The organism is Qipengyuania aquimaris, assembly GCF_020171965.1.
Lineage (GTDB): Bacteria > Pseudomonadota > Alphaproteobacteria > Sphingomonadales > Sphingomonadaceae > Qipengyuania > Qipengyuania aquimaris_A.
In genome coordinates, this window is the sequence record NZ_JAIUZK010000002.1 from 938,716 (window position 1) to 956,660 (window position 17,945).

Annotated in this window: 16 protein-coding genes; 12 read left to right on the forward strand and 4 right to left on the reverse strand. The window is 63.0% G+C overall.

What is annotated here, in order from left to right; translation table 11 throughout:
- Nucleotides 1-2: 2 nt before the first annotated feature.
- Nucleotides 3-302: a phosphopantetheine-binding protein gene (locus LCM24_RS12340; protein WP_090479434.1), complete on the reverse strand. Its 300-nt coding sequence runs from the start codon at nt 300-302 to the stop codon at nt 3-5.
- A 37-nt stretch (nt 303-339) separates the two neighbouring features.
- A complete protein-coding gene (locus tag LCM24_RS12345; RefSeq protein ID WP_224804730.1) occupies nt 340-1,326 on the reverse strand; it encodes a GNAT family N-acetyltransferase in 987 nt (328 codons plus the stop codon).
- Between LCM24_RS12345 and LCM24_RS12350 the strand changes: the two genes are divergently transcribed.
- The 12 genes from LCM24_RS12350 (at nt 1,319) to LCM24_RS12405 (ending at nt 16,365) form a co-directional block, all read left to right on the forward strand.
- Nucleotides 1,319-2,872, forward strand: coding sequence for an acyl-CoA ligase (AMP-forming), exosortase A system-associated (locus LCM24_RS12350; protein ID WP_224804732.1), 1,554 nt, complete (start codon nt 1,319-1,321; stop codon nt 2,870-2,872). The genes LCM24_RS12345 and LCM24_RS12350 overlap by 8 nt on opposite strands.
- A complete protein-coding gene (locus tag LCM24_RS12355; RefSeq protein WP_224804734.1) occupies nt 2,869-4,095 on the forward strand; it encodes a pyridoxal-dependent decarboxylase, exosortase A system-associated in 1,227 nt (408 codons plus the stop codon). The genes LCM24_RS12350 and LCM24_RS12355 overlap by 4 nt, the downstream gene beginning before the upstream one ends.
- A gap of 159 nt (nt 4,096-4,254) precedes the next feature.
- Complete coding sequence (locus LCM24_RS12360; RefSeq protein WP_224804736.1) at nt 4,255-4,896, forward strand: XrtA/PEP-CTERM system exopolysaccharide export protein; 642 nt, start codon at nt 4,255-4,257, stop codon at nt 4,894-4,896.
- 15 nt (nt 4,897-4,911) lie between these two features.
- Nucleotides 4,912-6,432: an XrtA system polysaccharide chain length determinant gene (locus LCM24_RS12365; protein WP_224804738.1), complete on the forward strand. Its 1,521-nt coding sequence runs from the start codon at nt 4,912-4,914 to the stop codon at nt 6,430-6,432.
- A gap of 4 nt (nt 6,433-6,436) precedes the next feature.
- Entirely contained in the window at nt 6,437-7,447 is a 1,011-nt protein-coding gene (locus tag LCM24_RS12370) for a capsular biosynthesis protein (RefSeq protein ID WP_224804740.1), read from the forward strand.
- A 4-nt stretch (nt 7,448-7,451) separates the two neighbouring features.
- Nucleotides 7,452-9,092: a preprotein translocase subunit YajC gene (locus LCM24_RS12375; RefSeq protein WP_224804742.1), complete on the forward strand. Its 1,641-nt coding sequence runs from the start codon at nt 7,452-7,454 to the stop codon at nt 9,090-9,092.
- Nucleotides 9,093-9,105: 13 nt separating this feature from the next.
- Nucleotides 9,106-10,302, forward strand: a complete 1,197-nt coding sequence (locus LCM24_RS12380; protein ID WP_224804744.1) for an XrtA/PEP-CTERM system-associated ATPase — start codon at nt 9,106-9,108, stop codon at nt 10,300-10,302.
- Nucleotides 10,303-10,322: 20 nt separating this feature from the next.
- Nucleotides 10,323-11,195 (forward strand): XrtA system polysaccharide deacetylase, encoded by an 873-nt coding sequence (locus LCM24_RS12385; protein ID WP_224804745.1) that lies wholly within the window; start codon nt 10,323-10,325, stop codon nt 11,193-11,195.
- Nucleotides 11,192-12,253: a FemAB family XrtA/PEP-CTERM system-associated protein gene (locus tag LCM24_RS12390; RefSeq protein WP_224804747.1), complete on the forward strand. Its 1,062-nt coding sequence runs from the start codon at nt 11,192-11,194 to the stop codon at nt 12,251-12,253. Before LCM24_RS12385 ends, LCM24_RS12390 begins: the two co-directional genes overlap by 4 nt.
- Before the next feature lie 2 nt (nt 12,254-12,255).
- Nucleotides 12,256-13,470, forward strand: a complete 1,215-nt coding sequence (locus LCM24_RS12395; RefSeq protein WP_224804749.1) for a TIGR03087 family PEP-CTERM/XrtA system glycosyltransferase — start codon at nt 12,256-12,258, stop codon at nt 13,468-13,470.
- Entirely contained in the window at nt 13,460-14,455 is a 996-nt protein-coding gene (xrtA, locus tag LCM24_RS12400) for an exosortase A (RefSeq protein WP_224804751.1), read from the forward strand. The genes LCM24_RS12395 and xrtA overlap by 11 nt, the downstream gene beginning before the upstream one ends.
- Before the next feature lie 11 nt (nt 14,456-14,466).
- Nucleotides 14,467-16,365: an XrtA/PEP-CTERM system amidotransferase gene (locus LCM24_RS12405; protein ID WP_224804753.1), complete on the forward strand. Its 1,899-nt coding sequence runs from the start codon at nt 14,467-14,469 to the stop codon at nt 16,363-16,365.
- Here the strand turns inward: LCM24_RS12405 and zapE are convergent.
- Both zapE and LCM24_RS12415 read right to left on the reverse strand, forming a co-directional pair.
- Nucleotides 16,362-17,477 carry a cell division protein ZapE gene (zapE, locus tag LCM24_RS12410; protein ID WP_224804755.1) on the reverse strand — a complete coding sequence of 372 codons (1,116 nt, stop codon included), beginning with the start codon at nt 17,475-17,477 and terminating at the stop codon, nt 16,362-16,364. The genes LCM24_RS12405 and zapE overlap by 4 nt on opposite strands.
- Complete coding sequence (locus LCM24_RS12415) at nt 17,474-17,944, reverse strand: PaaI family thioesterase (RefSeq protein ID WP_224804757.1); 471 nt, start codon at nt 17,942-17,944, stop codon at nt 17,474-17,476. Before LCM24_RS12415 ends, zapE begins: the two co-directional genes overlap by 4 nt.
- Nucleotide 17,945: the final 1 nt, after the last annotated feature.

Consider the following 17,945-nt stretch of genomic DNA (forward strand, 5'->3'; position numbering starts at 1 on the left):
GCTCAGCCTTCGATGACCTTGGCTTCGGCAAAGGCCAGGAGAGCGCCGTAGGTCTCCAGCATTTCTCCGTCGACGTCGTCGTCTTCGATGATGATATCGAGGCGGTCTTCCATCTCGGTGAGAAGTGTTGCGACGGCCATGGAGTCGAGTTCCGGCAGGTGGCCGAACAACCCGGTATCGCCGTCGAATTCGGCAACCTGCTCGGGATCGAGTGCCAGCACGTCGGACATGATGGACCGCAAGGCGGTATCGATGGCGGTGCGGCTCGGACCGGTCGGCTCGGATGTGGCGGTTTCGCCCATAGGTCTGAAAGGTTCCCCTCTTGAAGCGGAGGCCGCCTTAGCCGTGCGCCTTGCGCGGTGCAAGGCGGCCAAGCATCCGCTTGGCAAGGGCCGGCCAGGCAGCCGGTTGCCGGATGTCGAGGCAGGTAAGGTGGAAGCGAGGGCGGCACTCCTCCATCCAGTCGCGTTTGTAAGGGTCCGAACCCGTCCCGAAGTCGATCAGGTCTACGCGATCGACGTCGATCGCATATTCGAACATCGCCGCGGTGAGGACAGTGCCTGCCGAATAGGGCTCCGCGCTCTCGAGGTGGGCGAGCTTGTGAATGGAGGCGACACCGTTCTCGACGCTCCAGAACTGCGCGGCGACGGGGTCACCGTCTACCCGAGCGATGCCGAGACGATAGGCTCCCCGACCATCTTCCAGCCGCGCGAAGGCTTTCAGGATGTCTGCCCGTTCCTCGCGTGGTTTCCAGCTCTTGGCATAGATCGATTCGTAAGTTTCCCACTCATCTTCATGGAATTCAGTCGAAATTTCGATAACGACCTTAGGTGCCTTGCGCCTGACTGTCGTTTTCATCCGGCCCGGACGCGCATTCCAGTATTCCGCGAAACTGCGTCCGTGGACTTGGAGGACATGGTTCTCATCCAAGTGCTCGCCATGCACGGACCAACCTGCATGCTCGAAAGCTTCGCATACCTGCTCGTAACACCCGTCTTCCGCCGCCAGCGGGTACAGGTCCAAACGGTGCGTGGTCTTCTTCAGGTCGTGAGCGATCTCGACGAGGATGCGCGATGTATCGCCGCCGCTGGCAAGCGGTTTCCAAGAAAATGCAAACCAGTTCGTGAGCGGCACGAGACCCTTTTGTCCGCGCGTCAGGGGAAGGGCCGCGACCCTTTCTCCATCGGTGCCGACAGCGACAAGCGGCGCCGCGCCATGCGATTCCAGCAAGCGGTACCATTCATATCGGTCGAAAGGTCCCGCTTCTGGGCTGCCGAGCCCTTGCAGTTTTGTAACCGTGTCGTGATAGCTGACCGTGATGACCACCGGTAACTCCCCGCCTGGATCGCCCAAGCCTGATCCCACGCCGCAACCGTTGGATCAACTCGCCGAGCTTGGCGATGCACAGTCACGCGCTCTCGTATTGCGGGACAAGGTCCTGACCTATGCCGACTTGCGCGCAGGTGTGGCGCTGCTTGCAGGGTGGCTCGCGAGCAAATGCGAAGTGGGATCGCGTGTCGCAAGCTGGGCCGCGAAGGGAGAGCTGACCTGTCTTCTGCCACTCGCGGCAGCGCGCGCTGGCCTGATCCATGTGCCTATCAATCCCCTGCTCAAGCATGGGCAGGTTGCGCATATCCTGCGGGACAGCGGCGCCTGCCTGCTGATGGCGACGCCTGCACGCCTCAAATCGCTGGAAGAAGGCGACATCCCGCCGCCCTGCGAAGTTATCGCCGAGGACGATGTTTTCGGGCTGGTCAGTGCTGCCGGTCAGTCGCTTGGTCCTTCGGATCGCAACCCGGAAGAGCTTGCTGCGATCCTCTACACCAGCGGATCCACCGGTGCGCCCAAGGGCGTGATGCTGAGCCATGCGAACCTGTGGCTGGGCGCGGTCTCGGTTGCCCATTACCTTGGCATGGAGGCGGATGATGTAACACTCGCCGTGCTGCCCTTGAGCTTCGATTACGGGCAGAACCAGCTGCTCAGCACGTGGTACGCAGGCGGCTGCGTCGTGCCGCTCGATTACCTGTTCCCCAAGGACGTGGTGAAGGCCTGCGCCAAACATGCCGTGACGACCCTTGCGGCCGTGCCTCCGCTCTGGGTGCAGCTTACCGAGGTCGAATGGACTGAAGTGGCTGTCGCATCGATGCGCCGGATGACGAACAGCGGCGGGGCATTGACCGAAGACCTAGTCGCAGACCTGCGGGCGATGTTCCCCGAAGCGAGCCTGTTCCCGATGTACGGCCTGACCGAAGCGTTCCGGTCGACATACCTCGATCCCTCTCTAGTGGATACGCACCCGACCTCGATGGGCCGGGCCATCCCGTTCGCGGAGATCCTGGTGATCGACGATAGCGGCGCTCCTGCGACTCCTGGCGAAGAAGGCGAGCTGGTCCACTGCGGCCCTCTGGTTGCCCAAGGTTACTGGCAGGATCAGGACCGTACCGCCGAACGGTTCAAGCCGGCTCCTGCTTCTTCCAGCTATGGCGGCGTTGCCGTTTGGTCCGGCGACAGGGTCAGGCGTGACCATGACGGCCTGCTGTATTTCGTCGGGCGACGCGATGCGATGATCAAGAGCGCGGGAAACCGCATCAGTCCGCAGGAAATCGAAAGCGCGGCGCTGGCGACGGGACTGGTAGCCGAGGCGGTCGCTTTCGGTATAGCCGACGCCAAGCTTGGCCACGCCATACACTTGGTTTCGCGTCCCGACGGGGAGGGGGCTCTCGATGAACTGGAGAAGCAATTGAAACGCCAGCTATCGCGCGAATTGCCCAATTTCATGCAGCCGCACGTCTATCACTGGCGCGATACGATGCCGCTCAACCCGAACGGCAAGATCGACCGGACCGCGCTTAAAAGGGAGCTGGAGGCATGAAGCCGACCGGTCCGATACCCGCAGGCTTCGAAGCCCTGGACGGTGAACTTGCCGTTGGCGGTGTTCGTGTGTCGGAGATGGAAGCCAAGGCGGGGCGTACGCCGTTCTTCGCCTATTCCAAGTCCCTGATCGCGCAGAGGATCGCGGATCTGCGTGCATCTCTGCCCGAGCGTATCAAGGTCAATTACGCAATCAAGGCAAACAGTTACGCACCACTTCTCGAATTCGTTTCGGGATTGGTCGACGGTTTGGACATCGCCTCGGGTGGCGAGCTGGAGATGCTGAAGGACCTCGGCATCGACGGTCGCCGCGTCAGCTTTGCCGGACCGGGCAAGCGCGACGCCGAACTGGAGGCGGCGATCGCTGCCGGGGTAACGCTAAACCTTGAAAGCGAAAATGAGGCATCGCGCGCGCTGGCCATTGCGGAGCGTATCGGGAAGACGCCCCGGCTCGCGGTGCGGGTCAATCCGGATTTCGAACTCAAGGGTTCGGGCATGAAGATGGGAGGCGGTGCGAAACCATTCGGTGTCGATGCCGATCGCGTTCCCGCGCTGATCCGGACGATCGTCGACGCAGGCTGCGAATGGCGGGGCCTGCATATCTTCACCGGCAGCCAGGCCTTGAGTGCGGATGCCATAATCGAGGCGCAGGCCAATATCCTCACCCTGGCCTACAGGCTGGCGCAAGAGGCCGATATCGCCTTGCCCAAGCTCAACATGGGCGGTGGTTTCGGCATTCCCTACTTCCACGGAGACGAGCAACTCGATCTCGATCCTGTGGGAGAAGCCTTGTCCAAGCATCTGGAAAACCTTCCGGAGTCCTTGAAGGATGCAGAGCTCTTCGTGGAGCTTGGCCGCTATCTGGTGGGGGAAGCCGGGGTCTATGTCACCCGCATCGTCGACCGGAAGGAAAGCCACGGACAGACCTACCTCGTGACCGACGGGGGCTTGCACCACCAATTGGCCGCCTCAGGCAATTTCGGCACTGTCGTCCGGCGGAACTACCCCGTCGCAATCGCAAGCCGTTTCGATGAGGAGCCTACGGAAGAGGTGAACATCGTGGGCTGCCTGTGCACGCCGCTCGACAGGCTGGCCGACAAGGCCTTCCTTCCACGTGCGGAAGTGGGCGACCTGGTGGCGGTGTTCTGTGCGGGGGCTTACGGAGCGAGCGCTTCTCCCAGCGCATTCCTTGGTCAGGGCCCCGCTGCAGAAGTCCTGATTTGAGACACTCTGATAATTCGTGCTAAATCCAAGCGATTCCGCGCGTTCGCGGGTCTATGACTAACGGTATGTTCACCTTTTTCGCGCAAGAAGCGGGGCGAATTTGGGAAGATGCGTTTGTAGCCTTCGCTGCAGGTGCATCCACTATCAGGGATTTTCGGAATGCTTTCGTCGCGATCTGCCGCTCTCGCTCTCGTCCTTGGCGCAGGCGTTTCCTTGGGCGGCTGTGCCACTACCGGTGGTGAAGAACTGCCGCCGGCAACCTTCGTGTCCGCCCAGGAAGAGCCGGGTGCGGAATACATCATCGGACCGCTCGACGAGCTGACCATCCACGTGTGGCGCAATCCGGAACTGGGTGCGGAGAACATCCAGGTGCGCCCCGATGGACGTATCACGATCCCTCTGGTCAAGGACCTTGCAGCAGTCGGCAAGACGCCTTCGGAGCTGGAAGAAGACATCCGGGCGCAGCTGAGCCAGTATATCGAAGAACCGCTCGTGTCGGTCATCGTCAACGAGTTTGCGGGCACTTTCAGCCAGCAGATCCGCATTGTCGGCGCGACGGAGAAGCCTGCCTCGCTGCCGTATCGCGCGAATATGACCGTGCTCGACGCCATGATTTCGGTCGGTGGCCTCAGCGAATTTGCTGCGGGCAATCGCGCCAAGCTTATCCGGTTCGACAAGAACGCAGGAACGCAGCGGGAATATGCGTTGCGTCTTACGGACCTGCTCAAGCGCGGCGATAGCGATGCCAACGTACTGCTCCAGCCCGGAGATGTGATCATCATACCGGAAAGCGCCTTCTAAGGCGGAGCAGGGGGCATGCAGGACATCATCGACCAGTTTCGCAGCGCGCTGCACACGATCTGGAACCGCCGCTGGATAGCGCTTGCGGTGGCCTGGGGCGTGTGCGTGCTGGGCTGGATGGCCGTGGCGCTGATCCCCAATAGCTACGAAAGCCGCGCGCGCATTTTCGTGGAACTGGAAGATGTGCTGGGTGAAGAGCTGAAGATATCAAATGGCGGTGAGGAGGCGATCACACGGGTTCGCCAGACCCTGACCAGCACGACCAATCTTGAGAAGATCATCCGCTCGACGCGATTGGGCGACAAGGTCCAGACCGATCTCGAAATGCAGAACGCGGTTGCGGACCTGTCCGACAATATCCGTGTCAGCCTGCAGCAGGAAAACCTTTTCGAAATCACCGCGACCATCGGGCGGAGCGGGTTCTCCGATGCGGAAAACGCCAAGCTTGCGCAGGAAGTCGTCCAGCGCATGATCGACCTGTTTCGCGAACAAAACATTGCCGACAACCGCGGCGATGTGGCGCAGACGATGATCTTCCTCGAGCAGGCCCTTGAAGAGCGCAAGGCCGAGCTCGAAGCGATCGAGGAGCGTCGCCTCGCCTTCGAAGCTGCCAATCCCGAAGCCGTTGCCGGAGCCGGTGCAAGCGCCATGCGCCTCCAGACGATGCGTAGCGAGATGCGCAATGTCGATTCGGATATCGCCGCAGCGCAAAGTTCTCTTGCCGCCATCAATGGCCAGATCGCGGGCACCCCGCGTACCATCGTGACCGCAGGCGCCGGGGGCGGCCCTCAGGGCGCGTTGATCCAGGCGGAATCGCAGCTCGCTGCGATGCGCGCACGCGGCCTCACCGACAGCCACCCCGATGTCGTAGCCCAGCTTCGGCAGGTAGAGGCGCTGCGGCAGCAAGCCAGCGCAGCACCGGCCAATTCCGGCGGCACGATCAATCCGGCCTATAGCTCGCTGATATCAATCCGTGCCGAGCGGCAGGCCAACGTGCAGGCTCTGCAGGCCCGCAAGGTTGCCTTGCAGTCCGATATCACGGCCCTGATCGCCTCGCAGGCTTCCGAACCGGCAGTCGCTGCCGAGGCCCGCCGCATCAGCCGCGATTATGAAGTCCAGAAAGAGAAGTACGACGAGCTTCTGCAGAGCAGGGAGCGCATGCGTGTTCGCGGCGATTATGAAACCAACCGCAACTCGTTCCAGTTCGACGTGATCGATCCGCCGATCCTGCCGCAGACACCTGCAGCACCCAACCGGCCCCTCCTGCTCGTGGGCGTCCTGATGGCCGGTCTTGCGATCGGCGCGGGCGTCGCCTTCATCCTCGGCCTGCTGCGTTCAAGCTTCACCACGGCCGAACGGCTCGAAAGTGCCCTCGACCTACCGGTCATCGGCACGATTTCGCGATCCATGACCGACGCTGCTGCAAGGCATCAGAAATTGAGGCTGAAGCAATTCTTTGCCGGCAGCGGTGCGCTTGCCGCATTGTGCCTGTTGCTGCTGGTCGTCGAGATCGTGCAAGTAAGCTCGGTTGCGTGAGGAGATGAGCGTGAACAAGCCCACCAAGCTTTCTCCTGACGGCAAGGCTGACGCGAAGGACAAGCGCGATTCGCTGCTCGAAAGGGCGAGCGGTGCCTATGGCCTGGACAAGCTGGCACCCGCCCCCGTTCCGGTCATGCTCGACGCCAATGCGAAGAAGAAATTCGCGCCTGCACGCAAGCCCGCACAGGAGCCCGCGCCGGTGGAGCGGCCAGCTGAGGCGAGGACACAGGCGGAGCCCGCAATGGAAGGTCGGCGCCGTAGCGATGCGCACCCGGCGGTCCAATTTAGCGGTGAAAAACATCCCGTTTCGCGAGAGCTTCTGTGCGAGCAGGGCCTTATCGATCCCGACGGCGGCGCCTCGCGGCTGTTGGAGGAATTCCGGATCGTGAAGCGTCAGGTCCTGGCCTCTGCACGCTCCGAGGGAACCTCTGTCGCAAGGCGTGTGCTGCTCTGCTCGCCACATCCGGACGAAGGAAAGACCTTCTGTGCGCTGAACCTGGCGCTGGCCATGGCCGCAGAGCGTGACAGCGAAGTCCTGTTGATCGATGCCGATTTCGGGAAGCCCAGCATCCTTTCCAAGCTCGGCCTCTCCAGCGATACCGGCTTCATGGACGTGCTGGCCGATCCTGCCAGCCACGTGGAAGATCACGTAATCGGCACCGACATTCCCGGCCTCTGGGTGCTGGGGGCAGGGGCCCGTACGGGGCGTGACAGCGAGTATCTCGCAAGCGAGCGGACGTGGGAAGTCCTCAACCGCCTCACCCGCGGTGCACCGAACCGCATGATCGTATTCGACAGCCCGCCGGCTCTTGCAGCGACGCCTGCGAGCGAGCTGGCGAAACACGTCGGCCAGGCGCTGCTGGTGGCCCGCGCCGACGTGACCGGCCAGGTTGCGCTCGAAGATGCGATCGACCTGCTTTCGGCGTGTCCCGACATCCGCCTCTTGCTGAACGATGCCACGTTCAGCCCGAGCGGCCGCAAGTTCGGCAGCTATTACGGGTACGGGGATTAAGAGTGTGACCCGCTTCTTCGCTCTCCTAGCGACAGTGCTTGCGCTGTGTGCGGCCCCTGCGGCTGCACAGGGCTATGGCAATGGCGAGCGCGAGGAAGAACGCTCGGGCGGGGTCGAGCGGACGCGGATCGATCCCTACATCGAAGCCTCGCAGATTTTCACGTGGCAAATGTCGCCGGGCGACGATGTCGTCACTTACACGCAGCTTGCTGCCGGTGTGGACGCCCAGTTGCGCGGACGGAACAGCGGGGCTGCCGTCTCTGTGCGCTACGAGCGTAATTTCGCCTGGGCCGACAATGCCCGCGATACCGACCGCATTACCGGCATCGCGCGCGCCTATACGGCCATTATCCCGCGCACTCTGCAAGTCGAGGCGGGCGCTCTTGCCAGCCGTACGCGCACGGCCGGGGCGGGCGGTTCGGTCATTGCCCCGATCATCGGCGACGACGACACGACCACCAAGACCTATTCGCTCTATGCGGGACCCACGCTGACGACGCGCGTGGAGGATGTTCAGATCGATGCGAATTACCGCATCGGCTATACCCGGATCGACGGTCCGGAATTCGTGACATTGCAGGGCGACGAAGTCGATCTGTTCGATGAGAGCGTCTCTCACTCCGCAATGGTGCGTGCGGCAACCTCGCCGGGGATGCCTTTCCCGGTCGGCGTGGGAGTGGGCGCAGGCTTTTACCAGGAAGATATCGACAACCTCGACCAGCGGGTGAGGGATGCCTACGTGCGCGGCGACGTGACCATTCCGGTTTCGCGCACGCTCGCGATCGTCGCCGGTGCCGGCGTTGAAGATGTCGAGGTCTCGTCGCGCGATGCGGTCCGCGATAGCGAGGGCAATCCGGTTATCGGTTCGAACGGCCGCTATTTGGTCGACGAAGGCAGCCCCCGGCGCATCGCCTACGAGGCCGACGGCCTCATCTGGGATGTCGGTGTTATCTGGCGTCCCAGCAGCCGCACGCAGCTGCAAGCCAGTTTCGGCCGTCGCTATGACAGCGACACCTTCTACGGCAGTTTCAACTGGCAGCCGAACAGCAGGTCCACCGTGTCCGTGGGTGTTTACGATTCGCTGCAGGGTTTCGGCGGGCGCGTGAACGATGCGCTGGCCGCGCTTCCGACCGATTTCGATGTGCTGCGCGATCCCGTTTCGGGCGATATCACCGGCTGCACCAGCCCGACCCTGGGCAGCAATTGCCTGGCGGGCCTGCTCGGCTCGGTCCGCTCCTCTGTGTTCCGCGGACGCGGGGTGGTCGCCAGCTACTCGCAGCGCGTCGGCCTGATGACCGCCGGCTTTGCTGCCGGATACGACAACCGCAAATTCATCGCCGCACAGGGCACCGTGCTTGCTGCGGCGAACGATGTGGTGGATGAAACCTACTACGTCACCGCCGGGGTAAGCGGACCTATCTGGGAAGGCAGTTTCAGTGTGAACACCTTCGGCAGCTGGTTCGACAGCGGTGTTGGCGAATTCGGCGATACCTTCTCCTACGGAAGTTCCGCCTCCTACTACCAGTCGATTTGGCAGAACCTTTCCGCACGTGCGGCGGTTTCCATCTATGCCGTTGATTCCGAACTCAGCGATGCGGATATTCGTGCGGCAACTGCGCTTCTCGGCCTGCGCTACGATTTCTGATAAGGACGCCCTGATGTACGAGGAATTCTACGGCTTTACCGAGCGCCCTTTCCAGCTCACCCCCGATCCCGCTTTCTATTTCGAAAGCATCACGCACAAGAAGGCGCTGAGCTATCTCGGCTATGGCCTCAACCAGGGTGAAGGCTTCGTCGTCATCACGGGTGAAGTCGGCGCAGGTAAATCCACGCTGGTGGCGCATCTCAAGCAGAAGCTCGACGATCGCCGCATGACGGTGGGCGAAGTCGTGACCAGCGCACTCGACGGCGAAGAGATGATCCACGTCGCGGCGCGCAGCTTCGGCCTCGATGTTGAAGGCGGCGACAAGGCGAGCGCGCTCGCGGCGATTGAACTGTTCCTTCATGAGGAAGCGCGCGGCGGCCGCCGTGTCCTGCTGATCGTCGACGAAGCGCAAAACCTGTCCATTGGCGCGCTCGAAGAATTGCGGATGCTGTCGAACTTCCAGCTCGGCTCGCACCCGCTGCTGCAGACGCTCCTGCTCGGCCAGCCGGAATTCAAGCACCTGCTCGCCCAGTCGGACGAGCTCGAACAGCTGCGCCAGCGCGTGATCGCGGCACATCACCTGGAGGCCATGCAGCCGGGCGAGATGGAGCCTTATGTCACCCACCGCCTCGAACACGTTGGCTGGACCGGTAACCCCGAATTCGCCAGCGCGATCTGGCCGCGTCTCCACAAGGCGACGCTCGGCATTCCGCGCAAGGTGAACCAGGTGATGAACCGCCTGCTGCTGATGGGCGCGCTCGAAGAACAGTCGATGCTCGAAGTCGATATGCTCGACGCGGTGATCGAAGAGATGAGCGGCGATGCTTCTCCCGAAGCACAGGAGGCGCCGCAGCGTGCGCGTCCCGATCGCAACCTGCCTGCCTCCGATGCGATCGCCAAGGCTCGTACGGAAGCTGCCCCGGCCATGTCGAAAGCCGACGAGGCTGCTCGCAAGAAAGGCCTTCTCGATCACCAGATCGAAGCGATTGAAGGTGCTTTCGCCCAGCGCGACAAGCACATGGCGGCGCTGCGCCGCGAGGTGGAAAAGCTTGCCGCCGCCAAGGACAGCGGAGCAGCGATGCCGGAAGATCTCGACCAGCGCCTCTCCGCCATCGAACAGCGCCTCGACGACCAGGAACGTTCGCTGCGCCACGTGCTGACCATGATGATCGACTATTTCGAGTCGACCGGAACCCGCGAAGCGGCGTGACGGCGTCTGAGGGGGCGTCCATGAAACCGGGTAACATCGTCAACGGCCTGTCGGTCGACGTCGAGGACTGGTTCCAGGTGGGCGCTTTCGAAAAGACCCTCAAGCGCGAGGATTGGGACGGGTTGGAACTGCGCGTCGGCGACAATGTCGCGCGCATCCTCGACCTGTTCGACGGGGCTGGGGTCAAGGCGACCTTCTTCACGCTTGGCTGGATTGCCGAACGCAACAAGGCTGCCATGCGGGCCATCGTCGAGCGGGGTCACGAACTCGCCAGCCATGGCTATGACCACACGCGGGTTTTCACCTTCACGCGGCAGCAGTTTTCCGACGATCTCGCGAAATCGCGGGCGATCCTCGAGGACGTGGGCGGGTGCGCGATCACCGGCTACCGCGCGCCGAGCTTCTCCATCGATGCGCGCAATGCCTGGGCGCACGAGGTCCTGGCCGAGCACGGCTACGCCTATTCCTCCAGCGTCGCGCCGGTGGTGCATGACCATTACGGTTGGCCCGACGCGCCGCGATTTGCCTTCAATCCGGTTGCGGGTAGCGACCTCGTCGAAATCCCGGTGACCACCGCCGTACTCGCCAACCGCAGGCTGGCAGCGGGAGGCGGGGGCTTTTTCCGCGTGCTTCCCTATGGCTTCAGCCGCTGGGCCATCCGGCAGGTCAACCGCGCCGAGGGCCGTCCGGCGATCTTCTATTTCCACCCATGGGAAATCGACCCCGAGCAACCGCGCGTTGCCGAGGCGCCGCTGCGTTCGCGCCTGCGTCATTACACCAATCTCTCCCGCATGGCGGGCAAGCTGGGCGACCTGCTGGACGATTTTTCCTGGGGCCGCATGGACCAGATTGCCCGGATCGAACGCTCGCGTGCCATGGATTGGGCCGCGTGAATGCGCCTGTCGCCATGAATGTATCGGTCGCACTCGCAGATCTGGGGAGTGCGCAGACACGCGCGCGTATTGAGGATTTCGTGCGCGACCGGAACGGCAACGTTTTTCAGCGTCCAATGTGGCTCTCCGCGATCGAAGCGGGCACCGGGCAGACGGCCTTGGGACTGGTCGCCGAACGCGGCGGGGTGATGTGCGGATGGTTGCCGCTCAGCGATGTCAATTCGCCGCTCTTCGGCAGGGCCTTTGTATCGAGCGGTTTCGCGGTCGGGGGAGGCCCCCTGTTTGCCGATGAGCGGGTGCTCGAGGCGCTTCTCGCTTCTGCAGCCGAGCTCGCCATGCGCAACAGTGTCTCGACCATAGAACTACGCTCACCCGATGCGGTCGAAGGCTGGGACCGGATCGGAGGTCAGCACGCCGGATTCGTCAGGGTTCTGGAAGGCGACGACGAGGCGCAATTGCTCGCCATCCCCCGCAAGGCGCGCGCTGAGGTCCGCAAGGGCCTGGCAAACGATCTGGAGATCACTGTCGGTCGCAGCGAGCAGGATCTGGAGGCGCACTACCAGTGTTATTCCGAAAGTGTCCGCAACCTCGGTACGCCGGTCTTCCCGCGCAGCCTGTTTGCGTCGGTGATCGAGGCGTTCGGGGACGAGGCGGATATCCTCACGGTATCGCACGAGGGCCGCCCGATCTCGAGCGTCCTGTCGCTCTATCACGATGGGGCGGTCATGCCTTACTGGGGCGGCGGGCGTTGGGAAGCGCGGGGCCTGCGCGCGAACGAGCGGATGTATTACGAACTGATGTGCCATGCCCGTCGCAAGGGGATGGACCGGTTCGATTTCGGTCGCTCCAAGACTGGTAGCGGTCCCTTTGCATTCAAGAAGCACTGGGGATTCGAGCCGGAGCCGCTCACTTATCGGCGCTGGACTGCGCCGGGGGTTGAGGCCCGCAATATCGACCCCACCGACGAAGGCTATTCGGCCAAGATCGAGCTCTGGAAGAAACTGCCCCTGCCGGTCGCGAACCTGATCGGTCCGTGGATTGCGCGCGGGTTGGGATAGGCATGGGCGAGATACTTTTCCTCGCGCACCGGATGCCGTTTCCGCCCAACCGCGGAGACAAGATCCGCTCGCATCACTTGCTCAAGGCCCTGGCGCGCCTTGGCCCCGTGCATGTCGGCACATTTGCCGAGACGCAGGAAGACCGAGATCATCGCGCCGAGCTGTCTGCTATCGCGGCGTCGAGCCATGTGGCCGACAGGACCAGGCCCCTGGTGCTTGCTGGCATTCAGGCGGTCATGTCGGGCAGGCCGGTCAGCCTCGCGGCTTTCCATGACCGTGGGTTGCAATCCTGGGTCGAGCAGACGCTCGCCGCAAACCCGATCGACACCATTGTTATATTTTCGGGCCAGATGGGCCAGTACGTGCCCGATGGTTTCGACGGGCGTGTGATGATCGACCTTTGCGATGTCGATAGCGCGAAGTTCGATACCTACGCCAAGGCAGGTGACATGGCGTGGATCAACGGGCGGGAAGGGCGCCTGCTCGCCGCGGAGGAAGACCGCCTTGCACGGCGCGCCGATGTGACGACCCTGGTCAGCGAAAGCGAAGCCGATCTCCTGCGTTCGCGCCTGGCGCCGGAAACCTCCGCCGAGATCCGTGTCTTCGGAAACGGCGTCGACACGCATTTCTTCGATCCCCAAGCCGACCTGCCATCTTCGCCAATCGGGGAGGCGGGCCCCAATATCGTCTTCACGGGCCAGATGGATTACGCCCCGAACGTAGCGGCGGTGGAGCGGTTCGCCCACGGCGTACTGCCGGGACTTGCAGCCAAATACGACGCGCATTTTCACATCGTCGGACGTGCGCCGACCGATAAAGTGCGCGAGCTCGGGAAGCTCCCCGGCGTCACGGTATGGGGAGGGGTACCGGATATGCGACCGTTTCTCGGCGCGGCAACCGCTGTAGTCGCGCCGCTGGCGATCGCTCGCGGGGTACAGAACAAGGTCCTGGAAGCGATGGCGATGGCGCGGCCGGTCGTGCTGAGCGAAGAAGCCGCAACCGGCATTCCGGCGAATGATGGCGAGCATTTCCTGATCGCGCGAGATGACGCTGCCATGGTTTCGAGATTGCAGGACCTGCTCGACGGTCGTCTCGATGGGAGGGCAATCGGGGCACAGGCCCGGCAATTCGTCGCGAGCGAAATGAGCTGGGAAGCGATTTACGAGCAGGTGGCCACCCTCGTGCAGCCCGATGGTAAGAACAGCCGTGCAGCTTGACGTCGCTTCTTCGGAAAGCCCGACTCAGGAAGGGCGGCGCTGGTCGGGCGCGGTCCTGCGCGTCCTTGTCGCATGGGCGGCCCTCTTCGCACTCACATTTCGCGAATGGGCACGCATGGCGCACCAGTGGTGGAATATCGACACCTACAGCCACATCCTCCTCATCCCGGCGATCATCGCCTGGCTCGTGTGGTTGCAGCGCGAGGAATTGCGCAAGATTCGCCCCTCGGCGGGCTGGATCGGAGTCGTGTGGCTGGCCCTCGGCTTGGTCGTCTGGCTTGCAGGGCGTGCACTCGACATCAATCTGATCGCGCAGGCAGGGACGCTGGCTGCCTTCCAGGGCGCAGCGATGGCCATGATCGGCACGCGCGCCAGCCTCGTCCTCGCCTTTCCGCTGTTCTATTCATCCTTTCTCGTGCCGTTCGGTGACGAGATCATCCCGCAGCTTCAGGCGATTACCGCGCACATCACCACATGGCTGACCGTCGCAAGCGGGATCGAAACGGTTTCAGACGGTATCTACATCGATACGCCCGCCGGACTGTTCATCGTGGCGGAGGCCTGTTCCGGGGTGAAGTTCCTGATCGCGATGGTAACGCTCGGCATTCTCGTGGCACACGCCTGTTTCACCAGCTGGAAGCGGCGTCTCTGGTTTCTGTTTGCCTGCGTCGTCGTGCCTATCATCGCCAACGGCGTAAGGGCATGGGCGACCATCTTCATCGCGCAATATGTCGGCGCGGAGGCGGCGGGCAGCTTCGACCACATCGTCTATGGCTGGTTCTTCTTCGGCATCGTGATTGCTCTGGTGCTGGGCGTGGCGTGGCGCTGGTTCCAACGCGACCCGGAAGATGCGGGGTTCACTGCTGAAGAGGCTACCGGATTCCCTGCCATCGTGCGCTTCGACGGCGCACCCACGGCCATGCATGTCGGCCTCGCTATCGCAGCGGTGCTAATCGCTTTTGCCGTTCTGGTGCGTCTGGTCTAGGGCACTCCGCCATGTGCGGGATCGCGGGTATCTTCCATTACGAGACGGTGAAGCCGGTCGATCCCAAGCGGGTCGAGGCCATGACCCTTGCACTGGCCCATCGGGGGCCGGACGGGGCGGGCGTATGGACTGCGCCAGGCGTAGGCCTGGGTCATCGACGGCTTTCGATCATCGATCTCGAAGGTTCGCCGCAGCCGATGCATTCGGCAGATGGCCGCACGACGATCGTCTTCAACGGCGAGATCTACAACTACCGCACGCTTCGCCGCCAACTCGCGCAGGACGGGGCCAAGTTTCGTACCGAAGGCGACACCGAGACCATCCTAGCCGCCTGGCAGAAATGGGGGCCGGATTGCCTATCGCGGCTCGATGGGATGTTCGTCTTCGCATTGTACGACCATGACCGGCGCAAGCTGTTCATTGCACGCGACCGACTGGGGGTAAAACCGCTCTACCTGGCGCATCTTCCCGGCGGTGCGCTGGGCTTTGCGAGCGAGTTGAAGGGCCTGATAGCGCATCCGATGATGCGGCGGGAGATCGATCCGCTCGCGATCGAGGATTACATGACCTGGGGCTATGTCCCCGATCACCGCGCGATCCTGAAGAATGTCACCAAGCTGCCGGCCGGGCATTTCATGCTGCTGGATCACGGACGGCCCCTGCCTGAGCCCAAACGATGGTGGGATGTGAGCTTTGAGGGAAGGGGGAAGGGCAAAACCGCCGACCGCTCCGCCGAATTGCTGCACCTGATGCGCGAAGGCGTGACCAGCCGCATGGTCGCAGACGTTCCGCTGGGCGCTTTCCTATCCGGCGGTGTGGACAGTTCTTCGGTCGTCGCCCTGATGAGCGAGGCGAGCAATCGCGCGGTGACGAGCTGCTCGATCGGCTTCGATGTCGAGAGCGTCGATGAAACGGCACACGCCCGGCAGGTGGCGGAGCTTTTCGCGACGGACCATCATGAGCGCATCGTATCGGCCGACCAGTTCGGCGAGATCGACCGTATCGCCGCTATCTTCGACGAGCCCTTTGCCGATGCCAGCGCCCTGCCGACCTTGCGGGTCTGCGAATTGGCGAGGGAGCATGTGACGGTTGCCCTGTCCGGCGACGGGGCGGACGAGGCCTTTGCAGGCTACCGCCGCCACCTCTTCCAGCTGAGGGAAGAACAGGCGCGCTCGGTTCTCCCCGCTAGGCTTCGCGGCGCTGTATTCGGTGCGCTTGGCAAGGCATGGCCCAAGGCGGACTGGGCGCCGCGCCCCCTGCGCGCGAAGACGACTTTGCTGTCCTTGGCCGAAAGCGGGGAGAGCGGATATGCTCGGGCGCTGGCGATCCTTTCCCCGGAGCTGCGCGAAGGACTTTACGGAGACGCGTTGCTCAAGGCGCGGGGCGAGTACCGTGCCGAACAGCCCTTCGAGCAGTTGATGCGCGATGCACCGGCGCGCTCAGGGCTCGACCGGGCGCAATATGCCGACCTCAAGTTCTGGCTGCCCGGCGATATTCTCACGAAGACCGATCGCACCAGCATGGCAGTCGGCCTCGAAGCACGCGAACCGCTGCTGGATCATCGCCTCGTCGAGTTCGGTGCCACACTGCCGCAGCGCGAGCGCGTCCGTGGCAGTGATGGCAAATGGCTGATGAAGCGCACGATGGAGCGCTATCTCCCGCACGACATCCTCTATCGCAAGAAGCAGGGGTTCGTGACACCGTTGGCGCAGTGGTTCCGCGGCTCGCTGGCCGACGAGGCGCGGCGGATCGCGTCGAGCAGCCTGCTGGTGGACAGCGGTTGGTTTCAGCGCAATGCGCTTGTCCGCCTCGCGGAAAACCATATCGAAGGGCGGTCCGACAACGGTCGCACCCTGTGGCAATTGCTGATGCTGGAGCGCTCGCTGCGCCACCTGCGGCCGAGCGCCTAACCCGCCAGGCCGTGGCCCCGCGCCATGTAATCGGCGCTTTGCATTTCCTTCAGGCGGCTGACGGTCCGCTCGAACTCGAACGATCCATCGCCCGATGTGTAGAGGTCTTTCGGTTCGGCCGCAGCGGTTGCGAACAGTTTCACGCTGTTTTCGTATAGCGCGTCGATCAGCTTGGTGAAGCGGATCGCCTCGTTGCGGTTTTCCGGCGACAGGCGCGGGATGCCGACGACGATGACCGAGTGATAAGCATGTGCGATGGCGAGGTAATCGGCAGCGCCGCGGTTCTCTCCGCAAAGGCGCTTGAAGCTGAACACGCCGACGCCCTTGAAGCTCTTGGGCACATGCAGGGTGCGCCCGCCGCCGAGGTCCAGTTCGCCGCTCGGCACGTGCTCCGCATCTTCGGGAGCGTAATCGGTGAGCCGGAAGAACGCTTCCCGGACCTGCGCGGTAGCTTCATCCCCCAGCGGCGTGTGCCAGGTTGCCAGATCGCCGAGGCGGTCGAGGCGATAATCGGTCGGCCCGTTGAGTGGAACGACATCGAGTTCTGCCTGCACGAGATCGATGAACGGCAGGAAGAGGGAGCGGTTCAGGCCGTCCTTGTAGAGGTCGCTCGGCGGGCGGTTCGAGGTTGTGACGATGGTCACACCCTCGTCGCAAATCAAGGCAGTAAACAGGCGCGCCATGATTGCCGCGTCCGCGGTGTTGTTGACCACCATCTCGTCGAACGCGAGGCAACGGACGTCGTCTGCGATCCGGGCAGCCACAGGCGCGATGGGATTGCCCGCTTCCTTCTTGCGCTCGTCGCGGATCATGCGATCCACCTCGAGCATGAACTCGTGGAAATGAACCCGCCTCTTTTCCGCGATCGAAAGGCTCTCCACGAACAGGTCCATCAGCATCGACTTGCCGCGTCCGACGCCGCCCCACATGTAGACGCCTTGCGGCCGCGTTTTCTTTGCCTGGAACAGTCGCGAGAGGAGACCGCCGGGCTCGTCGGCCTCAAGGTCTTTCTGTAGCCTGTCGAGCCGCTCGGCAGCGCGCCTCTGGTCGGGATCTGGCTGCAATTCGCCTGCCGCCACCAGGCGTTCGTAGCGGGCGAGCATTCCGGTCATTGGGAGAGGGGGCGCGGGCGCATCTTCTTCACGATACCGGAGAAGGCGCAGATGACATCCTCTTCCTGCACGACCGAGCCCCGAACGAACACGAGACTTCCGGTCTCGCGAACGATCTCGCACACCGCGTCCAGCGGCCTTTTCGGATCGCCACCGCCGACGAACTGGGTGGAAAGTTCCAGCGTGACCGAAGGGCCTGCGTTACCCGTCCCGATCGTGTGCATGGTCGTGAACAGGGAGATGTCGATCAGGGACAGCGAAACCGCGCCGTGAATGATGCCCTGCAGGTTTTCGTGCCGGCGTTCCGGGAACATCCGCAGGCGGGACCGCCCGTCTTCGTCGACGCGCGTGATGAGCTTGCCCATCACGGCGCCGTTGAAAAGGCTCTGGTCTTTCAGGTTCCAGTGCCGCCAGCCCGGATTTTCCGGATCGGGGCCATGTTCGAAAACGGTGTCGGGCAGAACCACG